The following is a 14,374-nucleotide window of genomic DNA, read 5'->3' on the forward strand; positions in this document are numbered from 1 at the left end:
GGAGGTATAATATATATGGAAGCTGCAAAATACAAAAGAGTTATGCTTAAACTTTCAGGCGAAGCATTAGCTGCGGAAAAAGGATACGGAATTGACTTTGACGTAGCACATTCGATTGCTGTGCAAATTAAGAATTTAGTGGAAATGGGAGTTGAAGTTGGAGCAGTTGTTGGCGGTGGCAATATTTGGCGTGGTAGAAGTGGTGAAGGAATGGATAGAACCACTGCAGATTACATGGGAATGTTAGCTACTTGTATAAATGCACTTGCGCTACAAGATTCTTTAGAAGCTATTGGAGTTAATACTAGGGTGCAGACAGCGATAGAAATGAGAGAAATTGCAGAGCCTTATATTAGAAGAAGAGCCATGAGACATCTTGAAAAAGGAAGAGTTGTAATATTTGCAGCAGGTACAGGAAATCCATATTTCTCCACAGACACAACTGCAGCATTAAGAGCTGCTGAAATTGAAGCAGAAGTTATATTACTTGCTAAAAAAGTGGATGGTGTTTATGACAAAGATCCATATAAATATAATGATGCTATTAAGTATGAAAAATTATCCTATATAGAAGTGCTAGAAAAGGGCTTACAGGTTATGGATTCCACAGCCACTTCGCTTTGTATGGATAATAATATTCCAATACTTGTATTTGGATTAGATAAACCTGAGAATATTATCAGAGCTATAAAAGGTGAGGATATTGGTACACTAGTATCATCTCATACATGCAAATGCAATAAATAGATGGAGGTAATTCTATGGTAAAGGATATTATTAAAAATACTGATGAAAAAATGAATAAAACCATTTCAGTATTGAAAACTGAATATGCGACAATGAAAGCAGGAAGAGCAAATCCAACAATGCTAGATAGAATTCAAGTAGAGTGCTATGGTAGCATGATGCCAATTAATCAACTAGGAGGAGTTTCGGCTCCAGAACCAAGAGTGTTGTTAATTCAGCCGTGGGATAAAAGCTCTTTAAAGGATATTGAAAAGGCAATTTTAAAATCAGATTTAGGATTAAATCCTACCAATGATGGTTCAGCTATTAGATTAATAATTCCTGAACTGACAGAAGAAACAAGAAGAAATCTGGTTAAGACTATAAAGAAAACTGGTGAAGAAGCTAAAGTTGCTATAAGATCTATTAGAAGAGATGCGAATGATAAAATTAAAGCATTAAAAAAAGATAGTACGATTACTGAAGATGAAGCAAAAAAAGCAGAAGAGAATATTCAAAAGGAAACAGATAAATTTATAAAAGAAATAGATAAAATGATTGAAATCAAAGAAAAAGAAATTATGGCTGTGTAATATTAATAATAAAACCTGCAATATTGCAGGTTTTATTGTTAAAATCAGGTATTTAACAACAAGTTTCAGGGGTAGATTTTTCGATAGACATATTGGTGCTGAAAAATATTTACCATACCTTGAAAAAGTAAATTTGAGTGAAGATGTTTAAGCTAAACAAAATTATTGTAGCTTATATAAAAAGAGCAATAGCACGGAGAAATAAAAAGTTATTTTTCCTAACTAATTTTGAAATTAGATTATATTGTTAAGTTGATAAGAATTAATAATATAATTTTAATATATGAAACGGAGAGAGAGTACTTGGGATTGTTTTTTAATAAAAAAAGAAAAAAAGAATCTAGAGATATGTTTTTAGATAAAAATAGAATTCCTCTTCATATTGCAATAATAATGGATGGCAATGGAAGATGGGCAAAAGAAAGAAACTTACCACGCACTTTTGGGCATAGAGCTGGAATGGATACTATAAGACGTATTGTAAAAGAATGTAGTAGACTAGGAGTGAGATATCTTACCCTTTATGCATTCTCCACTGAAAACTGGAAGAGGCCGGAAGAGGAAGTTTCGGCATTAATGAAGTTGGTTGTGGAGTATATAGCAAAAGAGATAGAGGAATTGCATAGAAATAAAGTTGTTTTTAATGTGATTGGAGATATAAGTAAGTTACCTGAATCTTGTCAGCAATCTATTAAGGTTGCTAGTGAAAAAACAAAAAATAATAATGGGCTAACCTTAAATATTGCATTAAATTATGGCGGAAGAGATGAAATTGTTGCTGGGATTAAGGAAATAGCAGAAGAAGTTGTCAAAGGTACACTTAAGATTAGTGATATAAATACAGATGTAATTTCAAACCATCTCTATACTCGAGGAATGCCCGATCCAGATATAATTATTAGACCAAGTGGAGAATTAAGATTAAGTAATTATCTGCTTTGGCAAAGTGCATACTCTGAATTTTGGTTCTCAAACATAAATTGGCCAGATTTTAGAGAAGAAGATCTGCAACGTGCTATTATTGATTACCAAAATAGAGATAGAAGATTTGGTGGCGTATAGTTTATAAGGAGTGAATTTAATGAATAAGAGGTATATTGGGGCGATGACATTAGCTCCATTGCTAATATTTTTATTTTTAGGTGGGTATTATTTAAAGTTTCTAATATTAATTTTATCTATTTTCGGAATATATGAATTTTATAAAACTAGTAGAGAATGTGGATTTAATCCAATTTCAATAATGGGATATGGGTTATGTATATTTTATTATATAAACTTAGGGCCTAATTTTAATATAACCTATCAAAGTTTTACATTGATAGGAGCAATATTTATATTGATGATAATACCTGTTTTGAATACTAAATATAATTTTATTGATATATCCCTTACTATTTTAGGGTATTTATATGTAGCTATATTTTTTAGTTTTATAGTCCTAGTTAATTTGAAGTCATACGGTAATTTTTTGGTGTGGTTAATATTTATTTCATCTTGGGGATGCGACACCTTAGCATATTATTTTGGAAGATATTTTGGTAAACATAAGCTTATTCCTAAAGTAAGTCCTAAAAAAACTATAGAAGGCTCAATAGGTGGTCTACTTGGAAGTATTGTAGGATGTACTATATTTGGATATGTTATAGGAAGATATGGCGTAAGCATAGAGCTATATCACTATGTGGTAATAGGAATATTAGGAGGCATATTTGGTCAGTTTGGGGATTTAGTTGCTTCTTCTGTTAAAAGATATGCTAAAGTTAAAGATTACTCCAATCTCATTCCAGGACATGGTGGGATTTTAGATAGATTTGATAGCATACTTTTCGTATCAGTAGTAGTATACTATTATATAACAATTTTTGTGGGGATATAGGTGATTGAAAGATATAAAAACTTAATTTATGTAATAATTTTATTGGTAATATTTTTATTATTGACTCGAGTTATGAATAGTTATTTGGAACCAATTATAATAATTTTTGTATTAATTTATTCTACAAGTCCAATTTATCAATTCTTAAGTAAAAGAAATATATTTTCACCTAGGGTAAGCGCTTTTATATCGTTATTATTTATCAACACTTTGCTTATTATTTTATTAATTTTCATAGGAAGTTTTACTTATAATAAAATTTTTTATTTCATTGAAAATCAATATAATGGTTTTATAGATTATGTAGTTGATATTTGGAATAGCTTTATATTTACAGAAAAAATAACACCTGTAACATTAAAGGAAACTTTATTTAATATAACTTCTAAATCTATAAATAATATAGATTTTTTAACAAAAGGAGCAGTATATACTACCGATGGAATTTTAACATATTTTATAGGTAATATAGCTGCTTATTTTTTGATAAAGGATAAAGATGCTGTGTTAAATGTGGGGGCAAAGATAATAACCGAGGAAAATATGGATTTTATCATAAAAAGAGCAAAGGCAATTGATAAAGTTTTTAAAGTAATCTTAATGGTAGTAATTATGAACACCATAATTACAATCTGCGGATTTTATATTTTACAAGTTGATAATGCATTAATGCTAGGAATAGTTTGTGGGATATTAGATATAATTCCAGTTATAGGAACTGTTTTTGTCTTTGGACCATTAATATTGTATAATGTTTCTAAAGGCGCATATGTAATTGCAGTAGGACTTTTGCTCTTATATATTTTATTAATTTTTTATGCTAAAATCATTGAGACTAAGTTTATGAGTGATAATTTAGATATTCATCCATTACCAATGATAGTAGCAATTTATGTTGGAATGAAAGTGTCTGGATTTGTGGGGATAATTATGGCTGTAATATATGTGGTTACAGTGAATGAGCTTTTATTCAACTCTGTAAAAACAAATAAAACATAAGTAATTTTTGTGATTATAAACTTCAGTGATGTGAAAAAAGATTTAGGAAACTAATGAGGAAAATCATGCCGATAATATTTAGTTTATTTTATGTACATTGATTAAATGTTATTGAAATTTGTATATAAAAGATAGTTAGGAGAGATGCAATTGAAGAATATAAGTATATTAGGGGTAACAGGATCTATTGGAACACAAACTTTAGATGTAATAAGAAATAGCAATAATGAAATTAAACTAATAGGCATATCTGCAAATAAGAATTATGAAAAAATTATAGATATAATTGAAGAATTTAATCCAAAGTACGTGGCAATGATGGATAATAAAAGCTATGAAGAAGTTAAGAAGTATTGTGAGGAAAAAAATAGAAATATTAAAGTTCTACAAGGACTTGAAGGTTTAAATGATATTGCTACTTTGAAAGAAATAGAAATTGTTGTAACCTCTGTGGTAGGAATGATAGGGTTAGTTCCAACAATAAACGCTATAAGAGCGAAAAAACATATAGCTCTTGCCAATAAGGAAACTTTAGTAGTGGCGGGAGAAATTGTAATGAAGGAAGCTAAGGAAAATGGAGTTAATATACTACCGGTTGACTCAGAGCACGGTGCAGTTTTTCAAAGTTTATTAGGAAATAATCCTAAAGAGGTAAATAAAATAATTTTAACAGCTTCAGGGGGGCCATTTAGAGGTAAAAAAAGAGAAGAATTAGAGAATATAACACCAGAACAAGCATTGAAGCACCCAAAGTGGAACATGGGGCAAAAAATTTCTATCGATTCTTCAACATTAGTAAATAAAGGACTTGAGGTTATAGAGGCTCATTTCTTATTTGGAGTGCCTTATAGCGATATTCAAGTTGTTATTCATCCAGAAAGCATTATTCATTCCATGGTAGAATATATTGATGGAAGTGTGATTGCTCAATTAGGAAGTACTGATATGAGATTACCAATTCAATATGCATTAAACTATCCTAAAAGACAACAAGCAATTGCTGAAAAGCTGGATTTTTATAATTTAACGTCCTTAAACTTCCAAAGACCAGATATGGATACATTTAGATGTTTAAGTCTAGCTTATAAAGCAGGGAACATTGGTGGAAATATGCCTGCGATTTTTAATGGTGCTAATGAAATAGCTGTAGAATTGTTTTTGGATGGTAAAATTAGATATCTACAAATTGAAGAGATAATAAGTGAAGCTATGGATATTTTTGAATTCATAGATAGTCCGGGGTTAGAAGAAATTATAGACATAGATAAAAGAGTTAGGGAATATGTTTTAAATAAATATAGTATATAAAAGGGGAGATAAGCATTGCAAACTATAATATCAAATATACCTTATGCAATTATGGCATTGTTGGCCTTTAGTTTATTAATCATAGGTCATGAATTCGGTCACTTTATCTTAGCTAAGATAAATGGAGTGAAGGTTTTAGAGTTTTCTTTAGGTATGGGACCAAAGCTCTTTGGAATAAAAGGTAAAGAAACAGAATATCTCATAAAGTTATTTCCGGTTGGTGGATATGTGAGGATGTATGGTGAAGATGAGGATGTAACAGTAACAGATCCAAGAGCCTTCGGTTCTAAAACTTCCTTTCAAAAGCTTACAATTGTTTCAGCTGGTGCAATAATGAATATTATTTTAGCTATAGTTCTATTTGCAGCAGCAGGTGGAATTCAAGGTCATAGCACTAATATAATAGCAGAGGTTTCTAAGGATGCTCCAGCTATGATGGCAGGAGTTAAGGCTGGAGATAAGATTATTGAAGCTAACGGCAAGTTAGTTACTACATGGGAAGATTTTTTAAATGAAGTTTTAACTGGTGAAGGAAAGCCCTTGCAAATGAAGGTTGAAAGAAATGGTGAAAAACTAGATTTTAATATAAAGCCAATAATAGATGAGGCTCAGAATAAATATATAATTGGAATAAAAACACAAGTAGTGAAACCTAATTTTATTCAATCTATATCTCATGGATTTAATCAAACAGTTAGTATGGGTAGACAAACTTTAGGCTTTTTTGGACAGTTATTTAAAGGTAATGTAGGTGCTAATGATGTAGGAGGACCTATTACCATAATTAAAGTATCTGGGCAAGCAGCTAAAGCTGGGATTGGAACCTTACTATTTTTCACCGCTTATTTAAGTGTTCAGCTTGCAATATTTAATGTTATTCCTTTTCCTGCCTTGGATGGTGGATGGATATTACTACTATTATTTCAAATCATAACAGGGAAAGAAGTAGACAAACAAAAGGTTGCTACTGTTAATTATTATGGATTTTTAGCCTTAATGGCCTTAATGGTATTAGTGTTACTTAAGGATATTATAAATCCTATACAATTCTAGGAGTGATAAAATGATAAGAAAAGTTACAAAAAAGATAAAAGTCGGAAATATATATATTGGTGGAGATTCGAAGATTGCAATACAATCTATGACTAATACAGACACTAGGGATGTAAAAAGTACAATAAATCAAATTTTAAAATTAGAAGAAGCAGGATGTGATATAGTAAGATGCGCTATTCCGGATATGGAGGCAGCAGAGGCTATAAAAGATATAGTTAAGGAAATTCATATACCCTTAGTTGCGGATATTCATTTTGATTATAGACTTGCACTTAAGGCAATAGAAAATGGCATTTCTAAGCTAAGAATCAATCCAGGTAATATAGGTAGTATTGAAAGAGTGAAGGTTGTTGCAGAAGCCGCTAAGGCAAAAAATATTCCTATTAGGATTGGTGTAAATTCTGGATCATTAGAAAAAGAATTGTTGAAAAAGTATGGGAAAGTTTGCCCAGAAGCACTAGTAGAGAGTGCATTAAACCATGTCAAAATATTAGAAACTGTAGGGTTTTATGATATAATAATATCTATCAAATCTTCTGATGTAGTGCAAATGATAGAAAGTTATAGAATGATTTCCCAAAAAGTGAATTATCCTCTTCATGTGGGGGTTACAGAGGCAGGCACTATTTGGAGAGGAACGATAAAATCTAGTGTGGGAATAGGAACTCTTATTTCACAAGGTATTGGAGATACAATTAGAGTTTCCCTTACAGGAGAAGTCACAGAAGAAATTAGGGTAGGAAAAGAAATTTTAAAATCCTTAGGATATCATAAAGAAGGGGTAGAGTTTGTGTCTTGCCCTACATGTGGAAGAACGCAGATAAATTTGATAAAAATTGCGGAGGAAGTTGAAAGTAGATTAGCTGCCTTAAATAAGAATATTAAAGTGGCAGTTATGGGTTGCGTTGTAAATGGACCAGGTGAAGCTAGAGAGGCAGATATTGGTATCGCTGGTGGAAATGGTGAGGGATTAATTTTTAAAAAAGGTGAAGTCATTAAAAAAGTGAAAGAAGAAGATTTAGTGGAAGAACTTTTAAAAGAAATTGATAAACTTTAAAACTAGGAGGTAATTTCATGAATGCAAGCCTAGTTGAATTACTAAAGGCAGATATAGATGAACATAAATATAATATTGATGAAGATATTAAAATACTCAGGATTCAATACCTTAAAAAAAGTGAGAAGTTAAGGGTAGCTTTAAAATATAAATATGATTTAGGTGAAGAAAAGAAAAATTTATTAATTAGCTTAATTTGCAAAAGACTAAATAGTTTTTCGAATATTGAAGTTCTTTGGTATAGGGATATTGATAATGTTTCTATTGATGAGGTAGCAGGAGAATACTGGATAGATGTAGTAAATTCTGTGGCCTCATCTTTTCCGTCTATAAAGAGTATATTGTTGAAAGCTGAAAAAAAGATAAGTGAAAATATCGTTGTACTGTATTTACCCAATGTTTTTATGTGCAACGTATTAAAAAATAAAAATATAGAAAGCCTCGTTAAAAAGACAGTTAGGGATATGTTTGGACTAAATATTTCTGTGAATATGGTGGTTGATAATAGTGTTAAAGGTGAGAACTACTTTGATGAAAAAGAATTAGAAAACACAACTATTATCAAGGAAGCATTATCAAATATAAAAGTATCTTCTGATAAACCTCAAGATAAAAAAGAAAATGCTGATAAACCATTTGCAAATAAAGAAAAGGCTAAGGATTACGTTAAATATAAGAAGAGTCAAGAACCACTTGATGAGAATGTTATATTTGGAAGAAATATAAACGAAGAAGCTGTGGCTATCAAAGAGCTAGATATTAGTTCCGGAAAGGTAGCAATTACTGGAGATATATTTAAAGTAAATATATTTGAAAGCAAAAGTGGAAGGGTATTTCCATCTGCATTTATAACAGACTACTCAAGTTCAATAACTGTAAAAATATATCCTAGAGCAAATGATGATTTGGATAAAATTTTAGGAGAACTTAAAGAGGGGCTTCATTGCAAAGTTTATGGAGAAGTAGAAATTGATAGATTTACTAGAGAACTTGTAATTACAGCAAGGAGTATAGTAAAACTGAAAAAAATAGAAAGAATGGATACTGCTGAAGAGAAAAGAGTTGAGCTTCATGCTCATACAACCATGAGTTCTATGGATGGATTAACAAGTGCTGGAAAGCTTGTAGCCAGAGCAGCTAAATGGGGACATAGTGCCATTGCCATTACGGATCATGGGGTAGCACAGGCTTTTCCTGAGGCGATGGAAGCAGGTAAAAAACATAATATAAAGCTTATTTATGGAATAGAAGGTTATCTTGTAGATGATGGAGTACCTATAGCCATAAATTCTAGAGGTAAAACCTTTAATGATACTTTTGTAGTGTTTGATATCGAAACTACAGGATTTTCGAGTGAAAATGATAGAATTATTGAGATAGGGGCAGTAAAAATTCATAATGGTAAGGTCATTGATAGCTTTAACTATTTTGTCAATCCTAACAGATCAATACCATATAAAATCACAGAACTTACAGGGATAAATAACGATATGGTAAAAGATGCAGACTCAATTGAAGTAGTTCTGCCTAAATTTTTGAACTTTATAAACGATAGCATTGTAGTTGCTCATAATGCGGAGTTTGATACTGGTTTTATTAAAGTTAATTGTAGAAGGATAGGCGTAGAATTTAGTAATGGAATTTTAGATACATTACCCTTAGCAAGATTTTTATTCCCGGAGTTAAAGAAACATAAACTAAACGTTATCTGTGATCACTTAGATATTTCCTTAGAAAACCATCATAGAGCTGTAGATGATGCTGCAGCCACTGGAGAAATATTGTTAAGATCCTTTAAATTGTTAGAAGATCAAGAAATTACAGATATAGATAGTCTTAATAGAGAATATTTAAAAACTTTTGATATAAAAAAAGCTCCTACATATCATGTAATAATATTATCTAAAACTCAACAGGGGTTAAAAAATTTATATAAGTTAATATCCTACTCTAATTTAAATCATTTTCATAGAAGGCCAAGGATGCCTAAGAGTTTAATAGAGGAACATAGAGATGGCTTAATTATTGGCTCTGCATGTGAGGCTGGGCAGGTATTTAAGGGGATTTTGAGTGGTAAAAACTTTCAAGATCTAGAGCATGTAGTTAATTTTTATGACTATTTAGAAATCCAACCTATAGGAAATAATGATTTTTTAATTAAGAAGAATTCAGTTAAAGATGAAGAAGCTTTAAGGGAATTGAATAGAAGAATATGCGAATTAGGTACTTATTACAATAAGCCTGTGGTAGCTACAGGTGATGTGCATTTTTTAGATCCTACAGATGAAGCTTTTAGAAGGATTTTAATGGCAGGTAAAGGATTTGATGATGCGGATAATCAACCACCATTGTATTTGAAGACAACTACAGAAATGCTAAGAGAATTTTCCTATCTAGGTGATAAAAAGGCAAGAGAGGTAGTTATAACAAACCCAAGAAATATTTCTGAATCTATAGAAATTATTAAGCCAATTCCTGATGAAACTTATCCTCCTAAGATCCCTGGAGCCGAAGATGATATAAGAAATATGACTATGGAAAAAGTTAAGGCTATCTATGGAGAGGATTTACCAGAGGTTATTCAAAAAAGGTTGGATAAAGAACTTAACTCTATTATTGGTAATGGATATGCAGTACTTTATCTTATTGCTCATAAATTAGTAGCTAAGTCCATTTCTGATGGATATTTGGTTGGTTCAAGGGGATCGGTAGGTTCATCCTTCGTTGCCACTATGACGGATATTACAGAAGTTAATGGATTGCCACCACATTATGTTTGTCCAAATTGTAAGCATAGTGAGTTTTTTATGGATGGTTCTGTTGGTTCTGGAGTAGATTTGCCAGATAAGAATTGTGAGAAATGTGGGTCTTTATATATAAAGGATGGCCATGATATACCTTTCGAAACCTTCTTAGGTTTCGAAGGAGATAAGGAGCCGGATATAGACTTAAACTTTTCAGGAGATAATCAGGGTGATATTCATAAGTATACAGAGGTGCTCTTTGGTAAGGGATATACCTTTAAAGCAGGTACTATTGGTACCATAGCTGAGAAAACTGCTTATGGATATGTGAAAAAGTATCTTGATGAAAGAGGAGTAAATACAAATATTGCTGAGATAGAAAGATTAACTTTAGGATGCACAGGTGTCAAGAGAACAACAGGTCAACACCCTGGTGGAATAATGGTTGTACCAAGTGATAATGAAATATTTAACTTTTGTCCGATTCAACGACCAGCAGATGATCCAAATTCGGATATTGTTACAACTCATTTTGATTATCATTCTATTAGTGGTAGGTTGCTTAAGTTAGATATTCTCGGGCATGATGATCCTACAGTGCTTAGAATGCTTCAAGACATCACTGGAATTGATCCTAAAACTGTACCATTATCTGATCCAAAGGTTATAAGTATATTTACTTCTACTGATGCATTAGGATTGACACCAGCAGAATTAGGATGTGAGGTTGGAAGTTACGGAATTCCTGAGTTTGGTACAAAGTTTGTAAGACAAATGTTAATTGATACCCAGCCTAAATCTTTTGCAGATTTAGTGAGAATTTCAGGGTTATCTCATGGTACAGATGTATGGCTTAATAATGCTCAGTATTATATAAAAGAAGGATTTACCACGCTAAAGGATTGTATATCAACAAGGGACGATATTATGGTTTATCTAATCTATAAAGGACTTCCTCCAAAAACTGCCTTTAATATTATGGAGAAGGTTAGAAAGGGCAAGGGACTATCAGAGGATCATGAGGCTATAATGAGAGAGCATAATGTTCCAGATTGGTATATAGGATCTTGTAAAAAAATTAAATATATGTTTCCTAAAGGACATGCTGTTGCGTATGTTATGATGGCAGTAAGAATAGCGTATTTTAAAGTTTATTATCCAAAAGCTTACTATGCTACTTACTTTACTGTAAGAGCTGATGATTTTGATGGAGATATTGTAATCAAAGGTGAAGAAGCCATTAAAGATAAAATGGATGAAATTAATGCCCTGGGAAATAATATGGGTACAAAGGAGAAGGGGTTACTTACTATTTTGGAATTAGCCTATGAAATGTATAAAAGAGGTATAAAATTCTTACCAGTGGACATATATAAATCAGAGGCAACAAAGTTTACTGTAGAAGGTGACTTTATAAGAATTTCTTTAAGTGGACTTCAAGGTGTTGGAGTAAATGCAGCAAAGGCTATTGCAGAAGTGCGTAATAATGGAGAGTTTATCTCTAAAGAAGATCTACGAAATAGAAGTAAGGCAACAAAAACTGTGATAGAAGCACTAAGTAATCATGGCGCTCTTGGAGACTTACCAGAAACTAATCAACTTTCCTTATTTTAAATAGGTTAAACATTTATGGAAAAGTTTTTCCTTGTATTGCAAGTTGTGTTATGTTATAATAATATTTAGTTTAGTAAGTTAAGATATTTTTGCTTCAGAGAGTAGGACGTTTTTTTCCTACTCTCTCTTTATTAAAACGCAACCTAAAAGTTGCGTTTTAATTATAATTATAGGTTTAATATTAGTATAAATGAAGGAAAATATTAAAAAGGAGGTAATTGCCATGAAAAATAATGGATTAATAGAAAAGCTTAATAAATTAACTTTGCCTATAGTGGAAGCTAATGGATTTGAACTTTATCATCTAGAATATGTGAAGGAAGCTGGAGAGAATATTTTTAGAGTTTACATAGATAGTGATAATGGTATTGCATTAGATAACTGTGTAAAAGTAAGCAAAGCTATAAGTGAAGTGTTAGATGTTGAAGACCCAATATCAGAAGAATATAATTTAGAAGTTTCTTCTCCAGGAGTATTTAGGACACTATACTCTGAAGAACACTTTAATAGATATATAAATAATAATGTACTAGTTAACCTAAAAGGGTTAGTTGATGGAAAGAAAAAATACGATGGAATACTGAAGAGTTTTGATGAAGAGAATTTAGTTTTATCTGTTGAAAGCAATGATGTTACTATACCAAGGTCAAAGGTTTCTACAGTGAGTTTAAATCCATCTTTATAAGGAGGAAGTAATAATGAGAGACGGATTCAAAGATGAGTTTATTGATGCCATAAAACAATTGGTTGCTGAAAAAGGCATTAGTGAAGAATTGTTATTTAGTACTATAGAAGATGCACTAGTAGCTGCATACAAGAAAAACTTCGCAAAATCACAAACTAAAGATCAAAATGTAAGAGTTGTAATGAACAGACAAACAGGAGAAACTCATGTTTTTTCTTTAAAAGAAGTAGTTGAAGAAGTATATGATGATGTAATAGAAATATCTCTGGAGGATGCTAAGGAAATTAGCCCAAGATACTCTTTAGAGGATATTGCAGAAATTGAAGTAACTCCAAGAGACTTTGGTAGAGTTGCAGCTCAAGCAGCAAAGCAAGTAGTAATACAGAGAATCAAAGAAGCAGAGAGAACTATAATATATGATGAGTTTATAACAAAGGAATATGATATTATTACTGGAACAGTGTTAAGAAAAGATAGAGGAAACGTGTTTATTGATTTAGGAAAACTTGAGGCGGTATTAGGACCTAATGAACAAATGCCCGGGGAAGAATATAAATTCAATGAAAAGTTAAAACTTTATATTGTAGAAGTGAAAAAGACACCAAAGGGACCACAAATAGTAGTATCTAGAACTCACCCTGGTTTAGTTAAAAGGCTTTTTGAACTTGAAGTTCCTGAGATATATAGTGGCGTTGTAGAGATAAAAAGTATATCTAGGGAAGCTGGATCTAGGACTAAAATAGCTGTACACTCAAAAGATGAGAATGTAGATGCTATGGGTGCATGTGTTGGACCAAAGGGTATAAGGGTTCAAAACATAGTAAATGAACTTAGAAATGAAAAGATAGATATCATAAAATGGAATAAATTACCAGAAGAATATATTGCAAATGCATTAAGTCCGGCAAGAATACTTAGTGTGACAGTAAATGAAGATAGCAAAAGTGCAAAAGTAGTAGTAGATGACAATCAACTTTCTTTAGCTATTGGTAAGGAAGGTCAAAATGTAAGACTAGCTGCGAGGTTAACAGGATGGAAAATAGACATAAAAAGTAAATCACAAGCAGAAAAAGTTGAACTTGCAGAGGTTTCCACTGTTGCTGAAGAAGTAAATAATTCTGAGGAGTAGGTGATATCTTATGAAGACTAAGAAGATACCACAAAGAATGTGCACAGGTTGCATGGAGATGAAATGTAAGAAAGAGCTCATAAGAGTTGTAAAAAACAAGGAAAATGAGATTTCTATTGATTTACATGGAAAGAAACCTGGTAGAGGAGCATACATCTGTAGAAGTACAGAGTGCCTTGAAAAGGCCGTTAAAACAAGGCGACTAGAGAGAAATTTAGAAAGTAAGATTAGCGAAGAGATTTATGCTAAGCTGAAAGAAGAGATAGAGAATGCAGAATAAGTTTTTTCAATTCTTAGGACTTACCAAAAAATCAGGTAACCTAGTAGAGGGATATAATAAGTGCGAAGAGATCATAAAAAAAGGTCAGGTTAATTTAGCAGTTTTATCCTTGGAATGTGCTGAGAATACTAAAAATAAATTTAAAAAATATTGTAGTGACAGAAATATACCTACCATAGAAAGTGTTTCTAAAAATGAATTGGGACATTGCCTAGGTAGGGAAGAGATTAACGTGTTATGTGTAAAAGACAAAAACATGAGTGAAAAGTTATTACAGTTATGGAATGAAAACAAACAAGCGTAA

13 protein-coding genes are annotated in these 14,374 nt (G+C 31.6%); all 13 read left to right on the forward strand.

Features of this window, described 5'->3' with window-relative positions:
• Positions 1–15 precede the first annotated feature (15 nt).
• Entirely contained in the window at positions 16–747 is a 732-nt protein-coding gene (gene pyrH / locus RR409_RS03160; protein ID WP_332556366.1) for a UMP kinase, read from the forward strand.
• 14 nt (positions 748–761) lie between these two features.
• Positions 762–1,319 carry a ribosome recycling factor gene (gene frr, locus RR409_RS03165; RefSeq protein WP_332556271.1) on the forward strand — a complete coding sequence of 186 codons (558 nt, stop codon included), beginning with the start codon at positions 762–764 and terminating at the stop codon, positions 1,317–1,319.
• A 303-nt stretch (positions 1,320–1,622) separates the two neighbouring features.
• A complete protein-coding gene (locus tag RR409_RS03170; RefSeq protein WP_332556272.1) occupies positions 1,623–2,381 on the forward strand; it encodes an isoprenyl transferase in 759 nt (252 codons plus the stop codon).
• A 19-nt stretch (positions 2,382–2,400) separates the two neighbouring features.
• Positions 2,401–3,198: a phosphatidate cytidylyltransferase gene (locus RR409_RS03175; protein ID WP_332556273.1), complete on the forward strand. Its 798-nt coding sequence runs from the start codon at positions 2,401–2,403 to the stop codon at positions 3,196–3,198.
• Positions 3,199–4,197, forward strand: a complete 999-nt coding sequence (locus tag RR409_RS03180; protein ID WP_332556274.1) for an AI-2E family transporter — start codon at positions 3,199–3,201, stop codon at positions 4,195–4,197. It begins immediately after the preceding gene.
• Positions 4,198–4,347: 150 nt separating this feature from the next.
• Positions 4,348–5,505, forward strand: coding sequence for a 1-deoxy-D-xylulose-5-phosphate reductoisomerase (gene dxr / locus RR409_RS03185; protein WP_332556275.1), 1,158 nt, complete (start codon positions 4,348–4,350; stop codon positions 5,503–5,505).
• A 51-nt stretch (positions 5,506–5,556) separates the two neighbouring features.
• The gene (gene rseP / locus RR409_RS03190; protein ID WP_332556367.1) at positions 5,557–6,558 is read left to right on the forward strand and encodes an RIP metalloprotease RseP; all 1,002 of its coding nucleotides are present in this window, start codon (positions 5,557–5,559) and stop codon (positions 6,556–6,558) included.
• A gap of 10 nt (positions 6,559–6,568) precedes the next feature.
• Complete coding sequence (ispG, locus tag RR409_RS03195; protein WP_332556276.1) at positions 6,569–7,618, forward strand: flavodoxin-dependent (E)-4-hydroxy-3-methylbut-2-enyl-diphosphate synthase; 1,050 nt, start codon at positions 6,569–6,571, stop codon at positions 7,616–7,618.
• Between the two features lie 17 nt (positions 7,619–7,635).
• Complete coding sequence (locus RR409_RS03200; RefSeq protein WP_332556277.1) at positions 7,636–11,976, forward strand: PolC-type DNA polymerase III; 4,341 nt, start codon at positions 7,636–7,638, stop codon at positions 11,974–11,976.
• Positions 11,977–12,199: 223 nt separating this feature from the next.
• Positions 12,200–12,661, forward strand: coding sequence for a ribosome maturation factor RimP (gene rimP, locus RR409_RS03205; RefSeq protein ID WP_332556278.1), 462 nt, complete (start codon positions 12,200–12,202; stop codon positions 12,659–12,661).
• A 13-nt stretch (positions 12,662–12,674) separates the two neighbouring features.
• Positions 12,675–13,790, forward strand: a complete 1,116-nt coding sequence (nusA, locus tag RR409_RS03210; RefSeq protein ID WP_332556279.1) for a transcription termination factor NusA — start codon at positions 12,675–12,677, stop codon at positions 13,788–13,790.
• Between the two features lie 10 nt (positions 13,791–13,800).
• Complete coding sequence (locus tag RR409_RS03215; protein ID WP_332556280.1) at positions 13,801–14,070, forward strand: YlxR family protein; 270 nt, start codon at positions 13,801–13,803, stop codon at positions 14,068–14,070.
• Positions 14,060–14,374, forward strand: a complete 315-nt coding sequence (locus RR409_RS03220; RefSeq protein WP_332556281.1) for a ribosomal L7Ae/L30e/S12e/Gadd45 family protein — start codon at positions 14,060–14,062, stop codon at positions 14,372–14,374. The genes RR409_RS03215 and RR409_RS03220 overlap by 11 nt, the downstream gene beginning before the upstream one ends.

Origin of the sequence: Clostridium sp., from assembly GCF_036642255.1 — a bacterium.
Taxonomy (GTDB): domain Bacteria; phylum Bacillota; class Clostridia; order Clostridiales; family Clostridiaceae; genus Clostridium_J.